Here is a 23804-nt window from a genome sequence, read left to right as displayed (position 1 = left end):
AATGAAAACAATCATAAAAAGAAGTATACTTGATTATTTAAAGAACCCTGTTTTGTGGATTGGCTTGATTATTATAGTTGCCAGTATGTATCAATGTCTGTCATCGTATTTGCAAATTCATTATATCAAACAGAATGAACAGATCACACAAAATGACGTAGCATTGGAAGATGCTGATGTCATGGATGGGTACATTCCCACATCTGATGATAAAGAAAGAAGAAGGGAGTGGGAAGATACGATCAAAGAGACGTTAATGGACACCTCCAAAAATGGTTTTGGATTTAGCAGGCAGGAAGCAGATCATGTAATGAAAGAAATTCAGAATATGGATGTAAAGACTGCTTCTGAGTTTTTGGAATCCCAATATGGCTATTATAATGCAATATATGCTTATGAGGACCTTGAAATTCATAAGGGGACAGCAGAAGAAATCAATCATTATATCGAGCGGAAATTATCCGAACATTCTTTTTCCTGGTACTTTGCCAAAAAATTTACGGATTTTGCAGGATTGCATATGGCCTTTTTTGCAACAGTCTTGCTATCATTTTTATTTATTCAGGATACACGAAAAAGTACCTATGAATTATTACATACAAAGCCTGTTACGGCAATCCAATATATATGTGGGAAAGTAATAAGCGGATTCATTAGTATGCTGGGAGTATTAGTGATTTTGAATGTTATATTCTTTATGCTGTGTTTGAAAACGTCTTTAGAATCGGGCTTTCCAGTAACACCAATTGATTTTTGCGTGAATTCTCTGATCTATATTGTTCCGAATCTTTTGATGATATGTTGTGTCTATACAATTACAGCATTAATATTTAAAAATCCGCTTCCGGCAGCACCAATCTTGTTTTTACACATTATATATTCAAATATGCTGACCATGAAGAATGATATTTATTATATGAGACCGTTCTCTATTATGGTGCGATTCCCTGGCAGGTTTTTTGAAACACATGCAGCTAAAATGTCAAACATAAATCAGATTATTCTTGTAATTTCATCAGTTATATTAGTATGTATTTCTGTTACAATCTGGAAAAGGAGGAGGGTTCATTGAAAACGGAACTCAAAAACTGCCTGTCGTTATATAAGATTTTTTATTCATGTGCATTTATACTGATATTGTGTGTTATTCATCCGATTATATACTATGAAGAAATCGGTTCAGCAATTCAGTCTCCAATAGCATTTTTAACAATTATTTTTTGTAGTGACACATATTTGATGGAAGTAAAAAGTAAGCGTGCCGATGTATTTCATTTGTATGATCAAAAAAAGCAGTTAAAAGTAATATCGCAGAGAGTGGGCGTTCAAATATTATATTTATTAATACTTTCTTGTGTTGGATATGTTTTGTTTTACTGGCAAAAACCGGGCAGTGTAAACGAAGGCATTTCGGGTATTCAGATATTTCTTTTATATTTCATTGCAATGTTTGGAACTATCTGGCTTTGGAGTATATGCTCTGTGATTTTGTGTACATTGCTTCGAAATATGTGGGCAGGTATTGGATGTTTATTTGGAATTGTCATTGGACTTATATCAAAAGCGGGAAGTTCATTTTTCGGAAATCTGGGATTGTTTTCTTTCAGCTTTTGTGAACCTACTCAATTAATGTCCGAGAGTTGGATTTATGGAACGCTTGTGTCTTTTATAGCGGGGCTGTTTTTATTTGCAGTATTACCAATGACTTTAAAGAAAAGAGGATAGATTATGAGTATTAGAATAAATGATTTAACAGTTAGATTTAAAAATGGTGTAGTTGCAGTAAATAAGGCATCTCTTGAAATACCTAAGGGAATTTACGGACTTTTGGGTGAGAATGGTGCCGGAAAAACCACTTTGATGAGGGTTCTTACAACTGTTTTAAAACAAACGGAAGGAATGGTTTCCCTTGATGGAATTCTGTATAACGAGGAAAATTATGAGAAAATACAGAAAAAGATTGGTTATCTTCCACAGGAAATCGACTTATATCCGAATCTTACGGTGAAAGAATGTCTTGTATATATGGGGGGACTGTCAGGAGTAGCAAGAAATGACCTCGAACAAAGAATTACCTATTATCTGGAAAAGACTTCTCTTACAGAGCATCAGAATAAAAAAATGCGGCAATTATCTGGTGGTATGAAGAGACGTGTCGGACTCATACAGGCACTTCTTAATAATCCGGATTTTTTGATTATTGATGAACCAACAACTGGGTTAGATCCGGAAGAAAGAATTAGGATCCGCAATCTTCTGGTTGATTTTTCAAAGGATAGAACTGTGCTGTTTTCCACTCATGTAGTAGAAGATTTAGCAGCAACCTGTACACAGCTTGCCATTATGAAAAAAGGGAATTTTTTATATTCCGGAAGCGTGAGTGGATTGCTGGAAAATGCAAAGGGCTGTGTTTGGAATTGTACGGTACAAAATGCAGAAGAAGCCCGTTTGTTAGAAGCCAATTATTCTATTTCATCTAAGCAGTATGTAGAAAATGGAATTCATATGAAAATATTAAGCAAAGAAAAGCCAAATGAGAAGTGTGTCCCGGATAATGATATCACTTTGGAAGATGCGTATATTTATTTGACGAATAGTTGAATATAACGGCGGGCAAGTTGCCCGCCGTAAATTGTACTTATTTTGTTAAAAGACCGGATAGATTTTTTCCAATGCAAAATCCAATCTGTGGATATAACTCCTGAATTTCCTGATATTTTGCTTCAATCATTTCAGGCTCATCAGCCCAGATCTTTTCATATATTTTGAAAGCTTTTTTAAAATGTGTTTTGGCTTGCGGAAGATTGGCAGTCATCAGATAAATGGTTCCAAGGGTTTCCTGTACTTTGGCATAATCCAGACAGTCATCGGAATGGTATTCCTTGATGATGCCGGATAATTTTTGCAATTCGGAGATGCCTCTTTCGGGTTCCTGCTGTTCTGTCAGGAACATTGCATAATTGGCAATCTGAGGTATGCTGTCATTTATATGAAGCAGGTTAAATTGGTCAAGCAGTGAGATACTTTTTTCCATGTGTTCTCTTGCAAGATCGGGATGACCGTTCATACGATAAAGTCCACCGAGATTGGCATGAAGGTTGGAAACAAGGCGAGCATTGTCGGCAGTGATATTTTCTATCTGGGCAAGTGCATCCTTTTCCAGTTTTATTGCTTTTTCAGGTTTGGTTTCAAGAGTTGCCTGAAAATCTAGTAATAATGCCCGGTCAGAGTCGGTTCCAATGTTTTTTGTCTTTAACAGCCCCGTCAGTTCCTGAATGATTCCATTCATACCTTTGTAGTAGTTATAGTTATCCATGTATGGAAATGCATTTTCCAGAAAAAGCAGATACTTTGGTATATCATCCTTTTCAATCAATTCTATGATATATCCGATTGTTTGAAACAGTTTCTTGTAATAATCAACTTCCATTCCATGCATTAAACATATGTGCTGTAAAGAATCCAGTAATATGTGGTAGCGAGTTACAGATGGTTTTGTCTCTGAAAGGGTGATTTCCTGAATCATCGGATGCAGAGAGATAGTGCGACGTTTTGTTGTTTGGACAAAACCAGTCTCAATTAAATCGTTGATCTCATTTAGTGTGGGCAGTTCCATCCAATCTTTCTCCTGCAAGTGAGAAATTTGAAGATTTGGTTGCCAAGCGGGTGCTGATGCTTCGTAAGGCAAATCCCGATATGGAGGAAACAGCCATTCCGGTTGAACTTGTGACCTGTTCCGGTAGCGGACTTGATCAGCATATCTCCCCTCTCAAAAGATGAGCAAAAGATTTCAGACTTCTGCTCATCTTTATACAATCTTAATTTCAAAACAAACTTACTTACGCTCATTTAATACAAATAAAGATAGAATAAAGAAAATATAAAAAAGAAATTAAGACTATGGGGATATAGTTATGCAACAGACAAACAGATCAAGACATCGACATATAACATCATTTCAAGTGATTAGTTTAGGGTTTTTATCCGCGATTCTCTTAGGCAGTCTGCTTTTGATGCTGCCGATTGCTACAAAAAGCGGTCAGTGTACCTCCTTTTTGGATGCTTTGTTTACCGCAACTTCTGCGGTTTGTGTGACGGGACTGGTTGTTAATGATACGGCAACCTACTGGTCTTTATTTGGCCAAGGAGTTATTTTACTGCTGATTCAAATCGGAGGTATGGGAATTATTACGATTGCTATTGCGATTGCTGTTGTTTCCGGACGCAAAATCGGGTTGATGCAGCGAAGTACCATGCAAGAGGCAATTTCGGCTCCAACGGTGGGTGGTATTGTGCGGAGAACGCAATTTATTATTCGGACTACTATTCTTATCGAAATCATTGGTGCGGTTCTTTTAGCCCCTGTTTTTTGCAGGGACTTTGGGTTTTGGAAAGGAATATGGTATTCACTGTTCCATTCTATTTCTGCTTTTTGCAATGCAGGATTTGATCTAATCGGTATAAGAACCCCTTTTTCCTCGTTGACCTCTTATTCTGTACAGCCGATTGTAAATCTTGTAATTATGATGCTGATTATTGCAGGAGGTATTGGATTCCTTACCTGGGAGGATATAAAGAATCGTAAATGGCATTTTAAAAAATACCGGATGCAAAGCAAGGTGATTTTTATGGTAACAGGAATATTGATATTCTTACCGGCTCTTTATTTTTTTTATTTTGAATTTTCAAATGTGCCTCTTACAGAAAGAGTATGGGTTTCTTTGTTTCAATCCGTTACGCCGAGAACAGCAGGATTCAATACGGCAGATTTGACTTTACTCAGTGAAGTTGGGCAAATGCTTATCATTATGCTGATGCTCATTGGTGGCTCGCCTGGTTCCACTGCAGGTGGTATGAAAACGACAACTCTTGCAGTTCTCGTTTCATCGGCATTATCTGTATTTAGAAAAAAGGAACACACCCATTTTTTCGGCAGACAAATTCCGGATGGCACTATCAGAAATGCAGCTACGATTTTTTTGATGTATATCGTTTTATTCCTTGTCGGAGGAATGGTAATTTGCAGAACAGAAGATATTCCACTTATGACCGCTTTGTTTGAGACGGCGTCGGCAATCGGGACGGTAGGGTTATCGTTGGGAATAACTCCTGACCTGGGGCTTGTTTCCCATATAATCTTGATTTGCCTGATGTTTTTTGGCAGAGTGGGAGGATTGACCTTGATTTTTGCTACCATTTCTGAAAAAAAGCCTAACGGTTCAAAATATCCTCAGGAAAAAATTACAGTAGGTTAAGGAGAATAAAAAAATGAAATCAATATTACTTATCGGTCTGGGAAGATTCGGACGGCACATTGCTATAAAATTAGATGAATTGCATCATCAAGTGATGGCGGTAGATAAAGAAGATACTCGAGTTGATGCTGTACTTCCCTTTGTAACTAACGCTCAGATTGGGGATGCGACTAATGAGGATTTTTTAAGTTCGCTTGGTGTTGGAAATTTTGATGTTTGTATTGTGGCTATCGGAGATAACTTTCAGAGTTCATTGGAAGTAACGTGCCTTTTGAAGGAACTCGGTGCAAGAATGGTGGTGTCTCGTGCCGCTCGTGATGTTCATGCAAAATTTCTTTTACGAAACGGCGCAGATGAAATTGTTTATCCCGAAAGGCAGCTTGCCGATTGGGTTGCGATCCGTTATAGTGCTGATCATATTTTCGATTACATAGAACTAGATGAAGAACATGCAATCTTTGAAATATCTATACCGGGAGAATGGATAGGAAAAACAATCGGTCAGTTGGATATACGAAAAAAATATGACATCAATATTATGGCGCTGAAAACAAATGATATTATGAATTTGAAAATAAGTTCCGATACGCAGTTGTTAAAGGGCAGTACCATGCTTGTTCTTGGGGAGACGAAACATATTCAAAAATGTTTTCATATTTAATTTTTGAAAGAAGTTGGTGATATGAAAGACTTTGTTTTACTTATAGTGGTATTGGTAGCATTTATTTATGGTTATTTTCTTATGGAAAAGCTGGATAAATTTCTCAAGGAAAATCAATCTCAAAAACTTATTTCAGATTCTAAGCTCAGGATTGGATTTGAAACACCTGCAATCATAGATTCTATTGCAGATCTATTAGAACAATTTTCAAGCGAATACCCAAACTATGAGCTGAACCTGTTCTATGGTTCTGTAAGTGAAATAATAAATGGGTTGGAAAATAATAAACTTGATTTTGGCTTTATCATAGAAAATTCCAACGATATTTTGAAAGATGAGTATTGTTCCTTATCCTTTCAAATAAAGCAAAGTGTCATTACTCCAGGCTCTATAGACAATGCGGTACATCCTATCAATACGATTGAGAAACCAGCGAGAGTGATATGGCAAAATGACATTAATTGTATGAAGGGTCTATTTGTCGAAAAATTGCGTGATTTTTCGGAGCGTTTTCTGTTTTCGGCTACACGCCCGAATGGAAAAAAAGAAGAAAAGGTGGTATAATCTTTGTGCGATTTTAATGTCAGTGCTAAAATGCTTTTCTGAAATTTACGTATTATTCTATATAATGTTTTTGTACAAGGAGATGACCGTATGAGTGAAAGCAGACATAATCCGGATCAGTTATCAAAGGAAATCCAAGCTGATGAAGAAAAACGTAATAAAGGACATTTGAAAATCTTTTTCGGATATGCAGCTGGTGTGGGTAAAACCTACGCCATGTTAGAAGCAGCTCATATGGAAAAACAGCAGGGAATTGACGTGGTAGCCGGTTATGTAGAACCCCACGCACATCCCAAAACAGCAGCTCTTTTGAATGGCTTAGAAGTTCTTCCTACAAGAGAAGTTTTTTATAATGGTATGATGCTGGACGAATTCGACATTGGCATGGCGTTGAAAAGAAAACCACAGCTTATCCTTGTAGATGAACTTGCGCATACGAATGCCGAAGGATGCCGTCATGCAAAACGGTATCAGGACATTAAGGAACTTTTGAATGCAGGGATTGATGTCTATACGACTGTCAATGTTCAGCATATTGAAAGCCTTTGTGATACAGTTGCATCCATTACGGAAATTGTTGTACGGGAACGCATACCGGATTCTATTTTTGATAATGCAGATCAGGTTGAATTAATAGATATTGAACCACAGGATTTGATCAACCGTTTGAATACAGGAAATGTATACAGACAGACACAGGAAAAACAGGCAGTAGAAAATTTTTTTACAATAGAAAATTTGACAGCTCTCCGGGAGATTTCACTGCGGCGATGTGCGGACCGGGTGAATATCCTCACAGAAAATACCCGCATAAAAAATCATGGAGATTATCACACAGGCGAACATATTCTTGTATGTCTATCTTCTTCTCCATCCAATGCGAAAATTATCCGTACCGCCGCAAAAATGGCTTCTGCTTTTAAAGGGGAGTTTACGGCTCTATTTGTAGAAACCCCAGATTTTTCGGTGATGAGCGAGGAAAATGTAAAACGCCTGCGTTCAAATATTTGTCTTGCTGAGCAGCTTGGGGCAAAAATAGAAACAGTTTACGGAGAAGATGTTCCGTTTCAGATTGCGGAATTTACTCGTTTGTCCGGTGTGTCAAAGATTGTGATCGGACGTAGTTCTGCTACAAAACGGCATTTGCTCAGCAAACCGACCCTGACAGAAAAATTGATTGATTATGCCCCTAACCTGGATGTGCATATTATTCCGGATACGGTTTCTAATGCGGCAGTGTATCAGTTAAGAGGGGGCAGGAAAAAGAATCATATCGTATTCTCTGTCACTGATACATTAAAATCTACTGCGATTCTGATTTTATCCAGTTTAGTCGGAATGATTTTCCAGAAATTTGGATTTGACAAAGCAAATATCATTACTGTTTTTGTTTTAGGTGTTCTTGTCACCGCTGTCATCACGAAACATCAGATATACAGCCTAATTTCCTCGATTGTAAGTGTTTTGGTCTTTAATTTCCTGTTTACGGAACCTCAATTTACTTTGCAGGCGTATGATCAGGGTTATCCTGTTACCTTTATTATCATGTTGTTGGCGGCATTTTTAACCGGTTCTCTTGCTATACGGATTAAAAACCAAGCAAAACAGGCGGCACAATCCGCTTACCGTACCAAAGTGTTATTTGATACAAACCAGCTATTGCAACAGGCAAAAGATAAAAATGAAATTGTATCTGCAACTTCAAATCAGCTCATTAAACTCTTGAGAAAAGATATCGTTTTTTATTTAGCTGATGGAGAAGTGTTGGATACGCCGCATATTTTTTCTGTAACTGAAGAAAATTTGGAATCGTGTATTTCCGAAAATGAAAAGGCCGTTGCCGGCTGGGTATTGAAAAACAATAAACGTGCCGGAGCTACAACAGGAACGCTTTCCAATGCAAAATGCCTGTACCTTGCTGTTCGCAGCAGCAGTATGGTATATGGAGTTATTGGAATCGTGATGGGGGAAATACCTCTTGATCCATTTGAAAACAGTATTCTACTATCCATTCTCGGAGAATGTGCCCTGGCTTTGGAAAATGAGAAAAATGCCCGTGAGAAACAGGAGGCGGCCATTCTTGCAAAAAATGAACAGTTGCGAGCGAACCTGCTGCGTGCTATTTCACATGATTTGAGGACACCGCTGACATCCATTTCCGGTAATGCCAGCAATCTTTTGTCCAACGGTGATTTCTTTGATAATGATACAAAAAAGCAGCTGTACATGGATATTTATGATGATTCCATGTGGCTGATTAATCTTGTAGAAAACTTGCTGGCTGTAACCCGGATTGAAGAAGGACGGTTGAATCTCCGTATAACGGAAGATTTGATGGATGACGTGATCACAGAAGCGTTACATCATATTAACCGAAAGAGTGAAGAACATCATATTTCCGTTGAAAGCAAAGAAGAATTTCTTCTTGCAAAAATGGATGCAAAGCTTATTGTTCAGGTAATCATCAATATTGTTGATAATGCTATCAAATATACACCTAAAAACTCTCATATTGTTATTCGGACAGAAAAGCGGGGAAAACAAGCAATCGTATCTATATCGGATGACGGAAACGGAATTGCTGACGAAATAAAGCCACGGATATTCGACATGTTCTATAGCGGTGCCAATCAAATTGCAGACAGCCGCCGAAGTTTAGGACTCGGATTATCTTTGTGCAAGTCCATTATTAACGCCCACGGCGGAGAACTTACTGTTTCAGATAATCTGCCGCACGGAACAGTATTTACATTTACATTACCGGCAGGGGAGGTCAAAGTATATGAATAAGTCACTAATATTAGTTGTAGAAGATGACACATCTGTCAGAAATTTAATTACAACAACCTTAAAAACGCACGAATACCGATATCTGACGGCACCCGATGGTCAATCGGCAATTTTAGAAACATCTTCACACAATCCTGACATTGTTTTACTTGATTTAGGACTTCCTGATATAGACGGTGTTGAGATTATTAAAAAAATCCGTACTTGGTCAAATATGCCAATTATCGTAATCAGTGCTCGCAGTGAAGATACCGATAAAATTGATGCGTTGGATGCTGGCGCAGATGATTATTTAACAAAGCCATTTTCTGTTGAGGAACTGCTTGCCAGACTACGAGTCACGCAAAGAAGGTTATCGATGATGCAAAAAGTATCCCCTGCCGAAGCGGTTGTTTTTGTAAACGGAAAACTTCGTGTAGATTATGCTGCAGGTTGTGCTTATTTGAATGAAGAAGAGTTGCATTTAACACCTATTGAATATAAGTTGCTTTGCCTGTTGACAAGAAATATAGGAAAAGTTCTGACCCATACTTTCCTTACGCAAAGCATTTGGGGAAGTAGTTGGGATAATGATATTGCTTCCCTTCGTGTGTTTATGGCAACACTTCGTAAAAAAATCGAGAAAGAACCAAACTCTCCACAATATATCCAAACACACATTGGCGTGGGGTATCGGATGCTGAAAGTTGATTGAACTTCACAACACCATAGTTAAAGTTGGAATATAAGCTGTAGATCTGTATAAGAGACCCGTACGCACGGTTCAATGAACTAAAAAATCAGATTTTAGATGAATCATCTTTCAGTGATTATAGTAGCTGTTTCTCTGAGTGGGGGAAGCAGCTATTTTGTTTATGGGAAATATATAACTTTAAGTATCTTTAATGATAACGATATGGTAAGATAAAGTTAAGGAATAGGAGTTTCCAATAATTGTTTAGAAAAGATAGGAGGAAACTTTTTATGAGAACTACGAAAAAGAGAATTAGACGAATTGTAACAGGAATGATTTGTCTGCTGCTTATGTTTACCTTGACGGGCTGTCAGATAAAAATTGACATACCGGGATTAGGGCAGATAAGGCTGGGTGATTCAAAAGAAGAAAAGGAGGATGCGGAATCAAAGAAACAGAAGAAAACAAAGAAACCGGATTCTGGGAAAAAGCCTGAAACAACAGATACAGATAAGCCTATCAGTCCAGAGGAGTCTCTTGCGAATCTACGAAAGAGTATGGATGGCACATTACAGCAATTTGCAGTAGCATACCTGGGATATGTTGAGGCGGATTATGTTGATCATGTGCAGGAATGGATTGAGAAGAAGTATCCTGACCTGTTAAGTAAAATGACATTTATTAAAGAAATCGGTACGGATCGAATCTGTGGTCATGGTCCGGCGGAGCTTTTCTGCATTGTACCTCGAAGTGGCGAGGATCCTGTTAGTGTAGGTCGAATGGAATTGAATTATGACACAGGGATATCGGAGATTGTGGAAAGTTTATATCAGTCTGAGACAGGCGAACCGTTCCTGGTAATGTGTAATGGGGAGAACGAAGGTATTGGTGGAACTATGGTATCTATGGGAACAGAAGCCGGATATCAGGCTGACTGGGTGCCGATGATGGGAACAGATGGACATGTCTGGCTGCCAACAACGGAGAATAATGCAGAGCAGGCAAAGGACTTTACAGACTATAAAGCATGTGATGCAAGTCGTTTTACAGATTGGTATGGAGATGTACATGAGAACATACAGGAAGCAGATCTGATAGGCAGCTGTTGGGAATTCGGAGTAGATGAGTATAATAGTGATATATTTGGAGATTATTTTGTAGAATTATTAGACAACGGATATGCACGTATTTCCTGGAGTGAGAAAGAATACGGAATAGAAGACTATAGTGATATCATTTATGAAATTTATGAAGGAACCTGGTCATGTACGCAGCAGGATGGACATCCTTATTTGTCTATACAAAGTACGCGGACAGGTGGTGAATGGTATTATGAGGGAGAAAATCCTGTTAACTGGTCAGAAGATTATCGTGTTTATATTTCAACAGACGGAACGATGTTATTGTTGGAAAATCAGGAAGGATTTGCAGGGATGCCTTCAAAGACGGGAATATATCATGTACTGAGCGGATTTCGAACAAACTAATTTTATAGTGTAGGAAACGAAAGTGATAGCTGTTGATATGAGAGTATTGACAGCTACTACTTTATTTAATAGAAGTTTAATAAAAATGTAGAAATATAATGGGAATAAAGACTCGTTTTCAGTAATATTCTGAAAAGAGTCTTTTTTTCTAAAAAAATATAATACCTATTGATATAGTAGGCTTATAGGGCATATAATCCGATTCATGAACTGAAAGGAGAATCGAGAAGATGAAAAAGAATTTATTCAAAAAGTTAGTAACAGGAGTTTTAGCCACATCATTAGGAGTAGTTGCTTTGACAGGATGCGGAGCCGAAAAGACATCCGATAAAGGAAATCAGGCTTATCGAACATTAGATGAAATTAAAGAAAGCGGTGAAATTAATATTGGAGTTTTCTAAATGAAAACTATTATAAAATAAGTCTGGCTTTTTTAAATAGAATGTGATAATATAGTAACGTTTGATAGAGGCGCGGTGATATGAGTACCCGCTGACGAGAGTCTTGGGAAGACTGTCAGTGAGAGAAAGGAGAAGCCGCCGAAGGAATGATATTCCCAGATATGATTCCTGGGCCGGATGTAGAAGATACGCCGGACTGTCACAGGTGTGGAGAGCTATCGATGACGCTAGAATTATTATGCCATGGGTGACTCACCAGCAGAGAGTGCCTATGGCATTTTTTGCGTTTAGAGAATCCCAGGCAAAACCCACTATGCTTACACACAAACTTAACAAACATAAGTTTATAGGAAAGGAAAAAAGAAAATGAGAAACAAAAGAAAAATGGGGTATGTGTTTCTGATGTCTCTGCTCATTCTGTGTTGTAGTTCAACAACAGTATTTGCCGCAGATACATCTGCCGAGTATGTACCTCAGCTCTATGCAACAATCTGGTCTCTGGTGCCGCCGGTCGTTGCAATCGTACTGGCACTTATTACAAAGGAAGTTTATAGCTCCTTATTTGTTGGAATTTTGATCGGAGGTGTATTTTGGTCAGGATTTAAACCGGAAGCTACCATCTTACATGTATTTCAAGATGGTATAGTAGGAGTTCTTACAGATTCTTACAATATGGGGATTCTAGTATTTCTGGTAATTCTTGGTGTTATGGTATGTATGATGAATAAAGCCGGTGGTTCCGCAGCATTCGGACGCTGGGCGAAAGAGCATATCAAGACAAGAGCGGGGGCACAGCTTGCAACAATCGTACTTGGAGTGCTGATTTTTATTGATGATTATTTTAACTGCCTTACAGTTGGGAGCGTTATGCGTCCTGTAACAGACAGCCACAATGTATCCCGTGCGAAACTTGCATATCTGATCGATGCTACAGCAGCGCCAATCTGCATTATTGCACCGATTTCTTCCTGGGCAGCAGCAGTAACAGGATTTGTTAAAGGGGAGGATGGATTTTCAATTTTTATTCGTGCAATCCCATATAACTATTATGCAATTCTTACAGTTATAATGATGGTAACACTGGTTCTTGCAAAAGAAGATTATGGTCCGATGAAGGCGCATGAGAAAAATGCGATTGAAGGGGATCTTTTTACAACAGGAGACAGACCATTTGAAAATACATCCGAAAATGCGATTTACAATAAAGGAAAAGTAATCGATCTTGTATTCCCGATTCTGTCACTTATTGTATGCTGTGTCATTGGTATGATTTATTCTGGTGGGTTCTTCTCAGGAACAGGCTTTGTAGCGGCTTTCTCCGGAAGTGATGCATCGGTTGGACTGATGCTTGGAAGTTTCTTTGCAATGGTAATTACAATTGTTTTTTATGCAGTAAGAAAAGTTCTTCGTTTTTCGGATTCTATGGCTTGCATTCCGGAAGGATTTAAGGCAATGGTTCCGGCTATCCTGATTCTTACATTCGCATGGACTCTGAAAGCAATGACAGACAGTCTCGGAGCAGCTCCATTCGTAGCTTCTGTAATGAATTCAGCAGCAGGCGGATTGATGAACCTTCTCCCAGCAATCATCTTCCTTGTAGGATGTTTCCTTGCATTTGCAACAGGTACTTCCTGGGGAACATTCGGAATTCTGATTCCAATCGTAGTTGCAGTATTCCAGGGTACGAACGAGACAATGATGATCATCTCAATCTCAGCTTGTATGGCCGGAGCAGTTTGCGGAGATCATTGTTCACCTATTTCAGATACAACAATCATGGCATCCGCAGGAGCGCAGTGTAATCATGTAAATCATGTATCCACGCAGCTTCCATATGCAATGACTGTAGCAGCAGTTTCCTGTATTACATATGTGATCGCAGGTATCTTGCAGAATGCAGTCATCTGTCTCGTGATCGGAATTGCTCTGCAGATTGGAGTTCTGCTTGCAATCAAAGCAATCACAAAAGATCACACAGGTAGGGTGAAAACAACAAACTAAAAACCAGAGAGAAAGCGAGGAGTTGATCCTCGTTTTCTTTTTACAGAAATGTAGTAAAAAAGGACGAAATGAAAAGCTTGTTAAGCAGTTCATTTCGTCCCTGTTTGTTTTATGAAATCTTATTTATCCAGATCTTTTCCTGTCAGCATCTTATATGCCTGAAGGTATTTCTCAATCGTCTTATCTACAATTTCCTGTGGAAGTGTCCAGTCGTTGTCTGGATTTGCTTTCAGCCAGTCACGGGCAAACTGTTTGTCAAAAGATGGCTGTCCATGTCCGGCTTCATAACCGTCAGCAGGCCAGAAACGGGAACTGTCAGGAGTGAGCATCTCATCTCCAATTACCATATTTCCATTTTCATCAAGTCCGAACTCAAATTTTGTATCTGCAATAATGATACCTTTGCTCAGAGCATATTCAGCACATTTCTTATAGAGAGCAATTGTGTTGTCGCGAAGTTTCTCAGCGAGTTCACGTCCTCTTCCAGGGTAATATTTTTCAAGGTGATCAACGCTCTGCTCGAATGAAATGTTCTCATCGTGATCTCCGATTTCAGCCTTTGTGGAAGGTGTATAGATTGGTTCAGGAAGTTTGTCAGATTCCTTTAATCCTTCCGGAAGTGTGATTCCACAAACAGTTCCGTTTTCTTTATAGCTTTCCCAGCCACTTCCAGTGATATAACCACGAACGATACACTCGATCGGAAGCATTTCGAGTTTCTTACACATCATAGATTTTCCATCATATTTCTCCTGCTGGAAGAACTCCGGCATATCTTTTACATCAACAGAGAGCATGTGGTTAGGAAGAATGTCTTCTGTCAGATCAAACCAGAATTTGGACATCTGAGTCAGGACAGTTCCTTTCTTTGTAACTTCATTGTTGAGAATCACGTCAAAGCAGCTGATGCGGTCTGTAGCAACCATGATTAAGCTGTCTCCATTATCATAAATTTCACGAACTTTACCTTCTTTGATTGGTTTTAATTCCTGCATTTTTTCACCTCATAGAATTTTCTTAGAATTTACAACGTAACCGTACACTTTTTAGGGGAAACTGTCAAGCGGGCTGAAAATGTGGGAAGAGAGGTGTGAAAAATCATTGAAGAAGGAAAAATGTGGAAAATTGTGTTTTTTGTATAAAAACAACGGAAAAATAAAGGGAGTGATTGTGGAATACGTTGGGTGAAAAGTAAAAAAAAAAGAATGTTTTTGAGGTATCATAAACAAATCAGATATTATTTAATAAGAAATTATTATAGTAGAAAAGGCAGTTACACAGAAGGTGAAAGAGAATAGTAAAAAAGAAATATTGACATCTATGACATATTGTAATTAAATTAGTATGTCTATTTATATAGAAGAAACGAGGGAATAGAATGATGCAGAATCATAATCAACAGAAAAAAATTGCGCTGATCAATGACTTTACAGGCTTTGGCAGATGCTCAATTGCGGTACAGATGCCGATTATTTCAATGCTGAAAGTGCAGTGTTGTGCAGTGCCTACCTCGATTTTTTCAAATCATACCGCATATGAAGATTATTATTTTACAGATTATACATCAAATATGGAAGCATATATTGAACAATGGAAGAAACTGGATCTGAAGTTCGAAGGAATTTGTACTGGTTTTTTGGGATCAGCAGAACAGATTCGGATTGTCAGTGAGTTTATCCGGTATTTTAGAGACGAGAATACAGTGGCTGTGATCGATCCGGTGATGGGGGACAATGGGGAGGCATATTCGACTTATACGGAAGAAATGTGCAGACAGATGATTCAATTAGTCCGCTATGCGGATGTAGTTGTTCCAAATGTGACAGAGGCATGTATCCTGACAGGAACACCGTATAAGGAACGTTGGACAACGAGAGAGCTGGCAAAGATGGCAGAACAGATTGTGCAGACCGGACCAGAAAAAGTTGTGATTACAGGAATTCCACAGAAAACGTATGTATCCAACTTGTGCTATGAAAAAGGTAAAGGATACGAGATGATCCGTACACATAAAGTAGGACATTCCAGATGTGGTACAGGAGATATTTTCTCTGCAATCATTGCAGCAGATGCAGTTAATGGAGTGGAATTTACAAAATCTGTCCGAAAGGCATCCGCATTTATAAAGAAGTGCATACAAAAGTCAATTGAAATGGAAATTCCGTTGACGGATGGTGTCTGTTTTGAAGAATTAATGGGACTATTGAAATAAAAGAAAATTAAGGAGTAAACAAAAATGAATTTAGAAGAATGCTATGAAGCAATAGATAGTGACTATGATGATGTGATGAGAAGACTTGGAAGTGAAACACTGGTCCGTAAATTTGTATTGAAGTTTTTGGATGATACAAGTTTTCAGGGATTAAAAGAAGGACTTGAAAATCAGGATGCAGAACTCGCATTCCGAAGTGCACATACATTGAAAGGCGTGTGCATGAATCTTGGATTTACAAAGTTATTCGAGGTCAGCTCAGCATTAACAGAAGAGCTTCGAGACAAAGAAATCAAAGAAAACACTACAGAGATGTTTGAAGAAGTAGAACGAGAATATACCCGAACAATAGAAGCAATTAAAGGATTATGTTAAGGAGATTGGAATGTGAACTGCTCCCCGTCAAGTAGACAATTGAAAAAATATAAATTTTTCCTGCCAGTAGAAATTTATCTGCTGGCAGTTTTTATGCAGCTTGCAAGTAAATTTCGTGTTTTTCCATTGGTGTTAAAATTCCGAGATTCCTTTGCAAGCGTTTATTGTTGTAGCAAGACCTTTACCGCCAGTAGTACCCCAGCGATCCCAGACACCATGATAAATTCCTTCAATGCTTTCGTGTATTACATACTATCTAATCACATTATGGAAAAAATGTATAGAAATCAAGAAAAATCCTTATAAAGTGAATGACAATTCATCCAAACAGGGTGTAGAATAGTAAAATAATGGCTGAATAGTGATTGGAAAAGGAGAGAAGGCATGCTTCAGATACAACATATTTGCAAGGAATATCGAACAGGTAATCTGATACAGAAAGCATTGGATGATGTCAGTCTGAATCTCAGAGATAATGAATTTGTTGCTATTCTGGGACCGAGTGGTTCGGGAAAGACAACGCTTCTGAATATCATTGGCGGTTTGGATCGGTATGACAGCGGAGACCTGATCATCAATGGAATATCAACGAAGAAATATAAAGACAGAGACTGGGATTCTTATCGTAATCATACGATAGGATTTGTTTTCCAGAGTTATAATCTGATTCCGCATCAGACTGTTCTGGCAAATGTTGAACTGGCACTTACGATTTCGGGGATTGGCAAGTCCGAGAGAAGGAAACGTGCGATAGAAGCGCTTGAAAAGGTTGGTCTGGGTGCGCAGCTTCATAAGCGACCAAGTCAGATGTCCGGAGGACAGATGCAGCGTGTTGCGATTGCCCGGGCATTAGTGAATGATCCGGATATCCTGCTTGCAGATGAACCGACAGGTGCACTGGACAGTGATACAAGTGTGCAGGTCATGGATCTTCTTCAGGAAGTAGCGAAAGACCGCCTGGTTGTTATGGTTACACATAATCCAGAGCTTGCAGAGCAGTATGCGACAAGAATCGTTACATTAAAAGATGGTGTGATCCGTTCAGATACAGATCCGTTTGAAGTAGATGAAGCAACGATAGGAGTGGCAGAACACAGGAATATGGGGAAATCCTCGATGTCATTTCTGACCGCTTTAGCTTTGAGTTTTAACAATCTGAAGACAAAGAAGGCACGAACGCTTCTGACTTCATTTGCAGGCTCAATCGGAATTATCGGAATTGCATTAATTCTGTCTCTATCTACAGGTGTGAATCAATATATTCAGAACGTAGAGGAAGAGACGCTTTCAGAATATCCTCTACAGATACAAAGTACAGGCTTTGATCTGACATCCATGATGGTCGGGATGGACAGTGCTTCTGCGGATGATAAAAAAACAGACAAAGAGAAGTCGGATACAAAGAAAAAGTCAAAGGATCAGGTTAAAGTAATTCAGATGGTGACGAATATGTTTTCCACAATGGATTCAAATGACCTTGGTGCTTTGAAGAAGTATCTTGATACTGGCAAGAGTGGAGTGGAACAATATACGAATGCTATAGAATATAAGTACAGCATTTCTCCGCAGATTTATAAAGAAAATAAAGACAGTATCCGTCAGGTGAATCCAGATCAATCCTTTTCTGCTATGGGATTGGGTTCTTCTATAAGTACGAATAGTATGATGTCATCTATGATGAGTACAGATGTTTTTTATGAGATGCCGGAGAGCAGTAAACTTTATGAAAATCAGTATGAAGTGGAAAAGGGTCGTTGGCCAGAAAAATATAATGAATGTGTTGTGGTTCTGACTTCGAATGGCGGAATGAGTGATTTTATGCTTTATACATTGGGACTTCGTGATCCGCTGGAGCTTGATGAGATGATCCAGTCCTTTATGAAAGAGGAAAATGTTACTACACCGGATGATTTGGGAACTTATTCTTATGATGATATTATCGGAACAAAGTTCAAGCTTGTGAACAGTTCTGATTATTATGAGTATGACAGTCAGTATCAGGTCTGGAAAGATAAGACGGATAATGAAGATTATATGAAATCACTTGTAGCGAATGGGGAAGATATTACCGTGGTTGGAATTGTGAAACCCGCTGAAGATGCGAAAGCCTCCTCTCTGAGTCCGGGAATTGCATATCCGACATCATTGACGAAACATGTGGCAGAACAGGCAGCAAAAAGTGAGATTGTGAAACAGCAGCTGGCAAATCCGGATGTTAACGTATTTACAAATAAAAAATTCGGAGAGAAAGATAGTGAAAATGGATTCTCCATGGATTCTTTATTTACGGTTGACGAAGCAGCACTGCAGAAAGCATTTGGATTTGACGCAAGTGCGATGAACAATTTAGGAAATTCTCTGGATTTCGGGAATTCGTTAAATCTCAGTGAGTCTATGGATCTGTCAAGAGCATTTCAGACAGGAAGTAATACACTGGATCTGTCGGGACTTGTGAATCCAGATTCTCTGAACTTAGATCTTTCCGGAATGCCGCAGATGAATCTGGGAGAGATCGTTTCGAATCTGGAACTGAAGGTATCACCGGATGGTATGAAACAGATGGCTTGTGGACTGCTGACGGGATATCAGGAGTATGCAAAGACACATCCAGAGGCAGATTATTCAGGTCTTGGAGAGGATTTTACAGCATTTCTTAAGACAGATGCAGCAAAAAAGATTATTTCCGATAATATAAAAGATATCATGAAATCAAGCGGAACTGTGACGATTACAACCGAGAAAATACAGGAATTGATCAAAAATATTATGGCCGGATACGAACAGTATATTACGGAAAAAGGATATACAGATCCAGATCAATTCGATGAATATTTGATGGAATATCTTCAGACGGATGAAGCGAAGAAAATAATTTCAGATTGGATGTCAGAAGTTATGCCGGAAGATCCGGAGATTGAGATAACACCGGAACAGCTTGAGAAACTATCAGATGATCTTGTGAAAGGTTATTTGGCATATGCTTCAGAGAATGGTCTTCCGGATCCGTCTAAGATGGGAGAACATTTCATGGCTTATCTGCAAACAGATGATGGAAAGAAGCGGTTTCAGGAAGGTCTGTCAGCAATGATCGATATGGATCAGCTGGAAAGCCAGGTGTCAAAAATCATCGGAAATTATATGAATCAGGCAATGGGGACTATGGGAAATGCGATAGGCCAGGCACTTGAGACACAGGTGTCCTCTGCAATGACGCGGATTATCAGTCAGATGACAACAGAGCTTGAATCTGCAATGAAACAGATGATGACCAACGTAGGAACGCAGCTTCAGAACAGCCTCGGAAATGCAATGCAGATTGATCCGACAGCATTTGCAGACGCATTTCAGATGAATATGACGGAAGATGATCTGGCAGAGCTTATGATGTCGATGAGTGGGAAAGGCTTGGCTTCTTATGATAGTAATCTGCAGAAACTGGGATATGTAGATTTTGCAGTCCCGTCTGCTATTAACATTTATCCAAAGGATTTTGAAGGAAAGGAACAAGTAGTAAAGACTCTGGATGATTATAATAGCAGGATGGAGGCAGAAGGGAAGGATGAGCAGGTAATTACTTATACCGATGTAGTTGGAACTTTAATGTCCTCTGTCACAACAATCGTAGATACGATAAGTTATGTGCTGATTGCATTTGTAGCAATTTCTCTTGTGGTATCTTCCATTATGATTGGTGTTATTACCTACATCAGTGTGCTTGAGCGGAAGAAGGAAATTGGAATATTAAGAGCAATCGGTGCGTCAAAGCGAAATGTATCACAGGTATTTAATGCGGAGACATTTATTATCGGACTTTGTGCAGGACTGATTGGAATCGGACTGACTTTATTACTTCTGATTCCGGGAAATGCGATTATTCACAATGTGGCGGATAATGCGAAGGTAAATGCAGTTCTGCCGATTGTTCCGGCAATCATACTGATTTTATTAAGTGTTGTCCTTACATTACTTGGTGGACTGATCCCATCAAAGAAAGCAGCAAAGAGTGATCCTGTGACAGCGCTTCGTACAGAGTAGGGGACTGGTGAGAAGAATGGAAAATTTAGTTTTTAGTCTGAATGCAACCGTACCGATCTTTTTGATGATGGTACTGGGAATGCTGTTCAGAAAGCTTGGCTGGATGGATGAAGAGTTTGCAGCAAAGATGAATAAATTTGTCTTTCTAATTCCATTGCCGGTATTGTTGTTTGGTGACCTGGCAAAGGTTGATTTTAAAGAAGTGTGGAATATCAAATTTGTGATTTTCTGCTTTGTAGTAACATTTATCTGTATTACAATTGCTGCGCTGGTATCTTGCATCTGGAAAGACCGTTCAATCCAGGGTGAATTTATTCAGGCTTCGTACCGGAGCAGCGCAGCACTTCTTGGAATTGCATTTATCCAGAATATTTATGGAAATGCAGGGATGGCGCCACTTATGATCATTGGAAGTGTACCACTTTATAATGTGATGGCAGTTATCGTGTTATCCTTTTTCCATCCGGAACGAAAAGCAATTGATAAAGCTGTATGGATGAAAACGTTAAAGGGAATCGTAACCAATCCAATCATCATTGGAATCGTGGCTGGTCTGATTTGGTCAGCCTGCAAGATCCCAATGCCGGCAATTCTTAATAAAACGGTGACAAGTATTGGAGGAATGTCCACACCAATGGGGCTGATGGCAATGGGAGCTACCTTTGATTTTAGGAAAGCACTTGGAAGGATCAAACCGGCTGTGACAGCAACAATTATGAAGTTGATCGTATTTGTGGCAATTTTTCTTCCGATTGCTGTGAAACTGGGATTCCATCAGGAAGAACTGATTGCAATCCTTGTAATGCTTGGATCTGCAACAACAGTAAGCAGTTTTGTTATGGCAAAGAATATGGGACATGAAGGAGTTTTATCATCAAGTGTAGTGATGCTGACAACATTGTTCAGTGCATTCACGTTGACAGGATGGCTGTATGTGCTGAAAGCGTTTCAGCTGGTATAGGAATAGGAAATTCACATTTTGTTGCGTAGGAGGATAAAAATGGCTGTTGGTCGCACATAGTACGAACAATAACAAAAAATGTTGAAAAATGGGGGTGTTGTGGGAAAAAGTTCTTGCAACGTCCCTTGTTTTATGCTATACTACGAACGTTGCTAAAAAACACGTATGCGGATTCCTTCCAAGGTGCCTAAGTCGAGACAGGAGTTTCGTCCGGTTGCGAAGGAGAGTAAAACATACGGAAGAAAAAAACCAAATGGAGGAGAATAACATGAGCGTTATTTCAATGAAGCAGTTATTGGAAGCAGGTGTTCATTTTGGACATCAGACAAGAAGATGGAACCCTAAGATGGCTCCATACATCTACACAGAGAGAAATGGTATCTACATCATCGACCTGCAGAAATCTGTAGGAATGGTTGACGATGCATATAAGGCTGTTTCTGACATCGCTGCAGAAGGCGGTACAGTTCTTTTCGTAGGAACAAAGAAACAGGCACAGGATGCAATCAAAGCTGAGGCTGAGCGTTGCGGAATGTATTATGTAAACGAGAGATGGCTTGGAGGAATGCTTACAAACTTCAAGACAATCCAGAGCCGTATCAAACGTCTGAAAGACATCGAGAGAATGGCAGAAGATGGAACATTCGAAGTACTTCCGAAGAAAGAAGTTATCGAAATCAAAAAAGAGTGGACAAAGCTTGAGAAGAACCTTGGCGGAATCAAAGACATGAAGAAACTGCCAGACGCTATCTTCATCGTAGATCCTAAGAAAGAAAGAATCTGTGTACAGGAAGCACACACACTCGGAATTCCGCTGATCGGTATCTGTGATACAAACTGTGATCCAGAAGAACTGGATTACGTAATCCCAGGTAATGATGATGCAATCAGAGCTGTAAAACTGATCGTTTCTAAGATGGCAGACGCTGTTATCGAAGCAAACCAGGGTGCAGCTGAGGATGAGTATTACGAGGAGGCTGCAGAAGCAGCTGAAGCTGAAGAGGCTGTAGAAGAGTAATATCAGTTCTTGATATGAAAGAAAATGCTTCAGCCTGATTATCAGGTTGAAGCATTTTACTTTATAGAAATAGTTCTATAGAGAAAAGCATATGTTACTGCTTACAGTGACATACACATTATGAATAATGGAGGAAAATTATCATGGCAATCACAGCAGGAATGGTAAAAGAGTTAAGAGAAATGACAGGCGCTGGAATGATGGACTGTAAAAAAGCGCTTTCTGAGACAAACGGAGATATGGACGCAGCTGTAGAGTTCCTTAGAAAGAACGGACAGGCTAAAGCTGAGAAAAAAGCTGGAAGAATCGCTGCAGAAGGTATCGTTAAGACAGTTGTTAAAGATGACAAAGTTGCTGCAATCGTAGAAGTAAACTCTGAGACAGACTTCGTTGCAAAGAACGACGAGTTCCAGGGATTCGTAGAAGCAGTTGCTAACCAGGTAGTAGATTCAGAAGCAGCTGATCTTGATGCATTTATGGCAGAGGCTTGGGAAGCTGATACAACAAAGACTGTAAAAGATGCTCTCGTAGAGAAGATCGCAGTTATCGGAGAGAACCTGAACATCAGAAGATTCGAGAAAGTTGCAGCAGACAACGGTGTGGTTGTTCCTTACATCCACGGTGGCGGACGTATCGGTGTTCTTGTTGTTGCTGATACAGATGTTGTTAACGACGAGATCAAAGCAGCACTGAAGAACGTAGCTATGCAGGTAGCAGCTATGTCTCCGAAGTATGTATCCCGTGAGGAAGTATCTCAGGATTACCTTGATCACGAGAAAGAGATCCTTCTCGCTCAGGCTAAGAAAGAGAACCCGGAGAAACCGGAAAACATCATCGAGAAGATGATCATCGGACGTCTGAACAAAGAACTCAAAGAGATCTGTCTGCTTGATCAGGTATACGTTCAGGACAGCGACCTTACAGTAGGAAAATACGTTGATAAGGTAGCAAAAGAGAACGGTGCAAACGTTAAAGTTACAAAATTCGTTCGTTTCGAGACTGGTGAAGGAATCGAAAAGAAAGTTGACGACTTCGCAGCAGAAGTTGCAGCTCAGGCTGGAATGTAAGCGTCTAGCACAAGCACGGCGTATATAAAAAGAAATCCTCGACACAAGTTTACTTGTGATCGAGGATTTCTTTTTATATGCATCGTGCGACGCACGTATAGCGAGATGAAGCGAAGCGAAATCGAGCTAAGCGTGCTTGTGCGGATGTCTTGATGCACCTACAATGCACAAGCTGTACCTAGACCAAAACCCCACAAGTTTACTTGTGATCGAGGATTTCTTTTTATATGCATCGTGCGACGTACGTATATAATGCCTAAGAAAAGACTTGACTTTCAAATATTACAAGTGTAAGATTTAAGAA

General features: G+C 39.3%; 19 protein-coding genes, 1 pseudogene and 1 riboswitch. Of the genes and pseudogenes, 18 read left to right on the top strand and 2 right to left on the bottom strand.

Annotation, left to right across the window (positions count from 1 at the left end):
- The first annotated feature begins 1 nt into the window (after window position 1).
- From LI126_RS05560 to LI126_RS05550, 3 genes are read left to right on the top strand one after another with little or no spacing between them, the layout of a single operon-like run.
- Window positions 2-1072, top strand: coding sequence for an ABC transporter permease subunit (locus LI126_RS05560; protein ID WP_173688852.1), 1071 nt, complete (start codon window positions 2-4; stop codon window positions 1070-1072).
- Entirely contained in the window at window positions 1069-1725 is a 657-nt protein-coding gene (locus LI126_RS05555) for a hypothetical protein (protein ID WP_009245308.1), read from the top strand. Before LI126_RS05560 ends, LI126_RS05555 begins: the two co-directional genes overlap by 4 nt.
- A gap of 3 nt (window positions 1726-1728) precedes the next feature.
- Window positions 1729-2601, top strand: a complete 873-nt coding sequence (locus tag LI126_RS05550) for an ATP-binding cassette domain-containing protein (protein WP_227165013.1) — start codon at window positions 1729-1731, stop codon at window positions 2599-2601.
- A gap of 37 nt (window positions 2602-2638) precedes the next feature.
- On the opposite strand, the pseudogene LI126_RS05545 reads toward LI126_RS05550, so the two are convergent.
- A pseudogene (locus LI126_RS05545) lies at window positions 2639-3619 on the bottom strand (tetratricopeptide repeat protein); the annotation flags it as partial.
- Here LI126_RS05545 and LI126_RS15870 point away from each other — a divergent pair.
- The 9 genes from LI126_RS15870 (at window position 3601) to LI126_RS05500 (ending at window position 13832) form a co-directional block, all read left to right on the top strand.
- Window positions 3601-3780, top strand: a complete 180-nt coding sequence (locus tag LI126_RS15870) for a potassium-transporting ATPase subunit C (RefSeq protein ID WP_227165011.1) — start codon at window positions 3601-3603, stop codon at window positions 3778-3780. The pseudogene LI126_RS05545 and the gene LI126_RS15870 overlap by 19 nt on opposite strands.
- A 134-nt stretch (window positions 3781-3914) precedes the next feature.
- Window positions 3915-5255: a TrkH family potassium uptake protein gene (locus LI126_RS05535; RefSeq protein WP_081016812.1), complete on the top strand. Its 1341-nt coding sequence runs from the start codon at window positions 3915-3917 to the stop codon at window positions 5253-5255.
- Between the two features lie 13 nt (window positions 5256-5268).
- Window positions 5269-5916: a potassium channel family protein gene (locus tag LI126_RS05530; protein ID WP_055144832.1), complete on the top strand. Its 648-nt coding sequence runs from the start codon at window positions 5269-5271 to the stop codon at window positions 5914-5916.
- A gap of 21 nt (window positions 5917-5937) precedes the next feature.
- Complete coding sequence (locus tag LI126_RS05525; RefSeq protein ID WP_227165010.1) at window positions 5938-6480, top strand: LysR family transcriptional regulator substrate-binding protein; 543 nt, start codon at window positions 5938-5940, stop codon at window positions 6478-6480.
- 90 nt (window positions 6481-6570) lie between these two features.
- Entirely contained in the window at window positions 6571-9270 is a 2700-nt protein-coding gene (locus LI126_RS05520) for a sensor histidine kinase (RefSeq protein WP_227165009.1), read from the top strand.
- Window positions 9263-9964, top strand: coding sequence for a response regulator (locus LI126_RS05515; RefSeq protein ID WP_005330396.1), 702 nt, complete (start codon window positions 9263-9265; stop codon window positions 9962-9964). Before LI126_RS05520 ends, LI126_RS05515 begins: the two co-directional genes overlap by 8 nt.
- 269 nt (window positions 9965-10233) lie before the next feature.
- On the top strand, window positions 10234-11430 hold the full coding sequence (locus LI126_RS05510) for a hypothetical protein (RefSeq protein ID WP_227165008.1): 1197 nt from the start codon (window positions 10234-10236) through the stop codon (window positions 11428-11430).
- Between the two features lie 230 nt (window positions 11431-11660).
- Window positions 11661-11831, top strand: a complete 171-nt coding sequence (locus LI126_RS05505) for a hypothetical protein (RefSeq protein ID WP_196019834.1) — start codon at window positions 11661-11663, stop codon at window positions 11829-11831.
- 57 nt (window positions 11832-11888) lie between these two features.
- Window positions 11889-12057, top strand: a riboswitch (Lysine riboswitch).
- A gap of 140 nt (window positions 12058-12197) precedes the next feature.
- A complete protein-coding gene (locus LI126_RS05500; protein WP_227165007.1) occupies window positions 12198-13832 on the top strand; it encodes a Na+/H+ antiporter NhaC family protein in 1635 nt (544 codons plus the stop codon).
- 119 nt (window positions 13833-13951) lie between these two features.
- Here the strand turns inward: LI126_RS05500 and LI126_RS05495 are convergent, their stop codons facing one another.
- Window positions 13952-14827, bottom strand: coding sequence for a phosphoribosylaminoimidazolesuccinocarboxamide synthase (locus LI126_RS05495; protein WP_015528795.1), 876 nt, complete (start codon window positions 14825-14827; stop codon window positions 13952-13954).
- Window positions 14828-15210: 383 nt separating this feature from the next.
- On the opposite strand from LI126_RS05495, the gene LI126_RS05490 reads away from it, so the two are divergent.
- The 6 genes from LI126_RS05490 (at window position 15211) to tsf (ending at window position 23500) form a co-directional block, all read left to right on the top strand.
- The gene (locus LI126_RS05490) at window positions 15211-16044 is read left to right on the top strand and encodes a pyridoxamine kinase (protein ID WP_144367827.1); all 834 of its coding nucleotides are present in this window, start codon (window positions 15211-15213) and stop codon (window positions 16042-16044) included.
- Window positions 16045-16068: 24 nt separating this feature from the next.
- On the top strand, window positions 16069-16419 hold the full coding sequence (locus tag LI126_RS05485) for an Hpt domain-containing protein (RefSeq protein ID WP_227165006.1): 351 nt from the start codon (window positions 16069-16071) through the stop codon (window positions 16417-16419).
- A gap of 384 nt (window positions 16420-16803) precedes the next feature.
- The gene (locus tag LI126_RS05480) at window positions 16804-20454 is read left to right on the top strand and encodes an ABC transporter ATP-binding protein/permease (protein WP_227165005.1); all 3651 of its coding nucleotides are present in this window, start codon (window positions 16804-16806) and stop codon (window positions 20452-20454) included.
- 16 nt (window positions 20455-20470) lie between these two features.
- Complete coding sequence (locus tag LI126_RS05475) at window positions 20471-21415, top strand: AEC family transporter (RefSeq protein ID WP_227165004.1); 945 nt, start codon at window positions 20471-20473, stop codon at window positions 21413-21415.
- A 268-nt stretch (window positions 21416-21683) separates the two neighbouring features.
- On the top strand, window positions 21684-22433 hold the full coding sequence (gene rpsB, locus LI126_RS05470; RefSeq protein WP_015528801.1) for a 30S ribosomal protein S2: 750 nt from the start codon (window positions 21684-21686) through the stop codon (window positions 22431-22433).
- 143 nt (window positions 22434-22576) lie between these two features.
- Window positions 22577-23500, top strand: a complete 924-nt coding sequence (gene tsf, locus LI126_RS05465) for a translation elongation factor Ts (protein WP_054752596.1) — start codon at window positions 22577-22579, stop codon at window positions 23498-23500.
- Window positions 23501-23804: the final 304 nt, after the last annotated feature.

This window comes from Mediterraneibacter sp. 210702-DFI.5.30, from assembly GCF_020560115.1.
Classification (GTDB): domain Bacteria; phylum Bacillota; class Clostridia; order Lachnospirales; family Lachnospiraceae; genus Mediterraneibacter; species Mediterraneibacter faecis.
Note: the sequence above shows the minus strand (reverse complement) of the source record. Positions and strands in the feature narration are given on the sequence as shown.

Bases quoted from the DNA above. Each gene is read 5' to 3' on its own strand.
- LI126_RS05560 (WP_173688852.1), top strand. From the start codon at position 2: ATGAAAACAATCATAAAAAGAAGTATACTTGATTATTTAAAGAACCCT.
- LI126_RS05550 (WP_227165013.1), top strand. From the start codon at position 1,729: ATGAGTATTAGAATAAATGATTTAACAGTTAGATTTAAAAATGGTGTA.
- LI126_RS05535 (WP_081016812.1), top strand. From the start codon at position 3,915: ATGCAACAGACAAACAGATCAAGACATCGACATATAACATCATTTCAA.
- LI126_RS05530 (WP_055144832.1), top strand. From the start codon at position 5,269: ATGAAATCAATATTACTTATCGGTCTGGGAAGATTCGGACGGCACATT.
- LI126_RS05525 (WP_227165010.1), top strand. From the start codon at position 5,938: ATGAAAGACTTTGTTTTACTTATAGTGGTATTGGTAGCATTTATTTAT.
- LI126_RS05520 (WP_227165009.1), top strand. From the start codon at position 6,571: ATGAGTGAAAGCAGACATAATCCGGATCAGTTATCAAAGGAAATCCAA.
- LI126_RS05515 (WP_005330396.1), top strand. From the start codon at position 9,263: ATGAATAAGTCACTAATATTAGTTGTAGAAGATGACACATCTGTCAGA.
- LI126_RS05510 (WP_227165008.1), top strand. From the start codon at position 10,234: ATGAGAACTACGAAAAAGAGAATTAGACGAATTGTAACAGGAATGATT.
- LI126_RS05505 (WP_196019834.1), top strand. From the start codon at position 11,661: ATGAAAAAGAATTTATTCAAAAAGTTAGTAACAGGAGTTTTAGCCACA.
- LI126_RS05500 (WP_227165007.1), top strand. From the start codon at position 12,198: ATGAGAAACAAAAGAAAAATGGGGTATGTGTTTCTGATGTCTCTGCTC.
- LI126_RS05495 (WP_015528795.1), bottom strand. From the start codon at position 14,827: ATGCAGGAATTAAAACCAATCAAAGAAGGTAAAGTTCGTGAAATTTAT.
- LI126_RS05490 (WP_144367827.1), top strand. From the start codon at position 15,211: ATGATGCAGAATCATAATCAACAGAAAAAAATTGCGCTGATCAATGAC.
- LI126_RS05485 (WP_227165006.1), top strand. From the start codon at position 16,069: ATGAATTTAGAAGAATGCTATGAAGCAATAGATAGTGACTATGATGAT.
- LI126_RS05480 (WP_227165005.1), top strand. From the start codon at position 16,804: ATGCTTCAGATACAACATATTTGCAAGGAATATCGAACAGGTAATCTG.
- LI126_RS05475 (WP_227165004.1), top strand. From the start codon at position 20,471: ATGGAAAATTTAGTTTTTAGTCTGAATGCAACCGTACCGATCTTTTTG.
- rpsB (WP_015528801.1), top strand. From the start codon at position 21,684: ATGAGCGTTATTTCAATGAAGCAGTTATTGGAAGCAGGTGTTCATTTT.
- tsf (WP_054752596.1), top strand. From the start codon at position 22,577: ATGGCAATCACAGCAGGAATGGTAAAAGAGTTAAGAGAAATGACAGGC.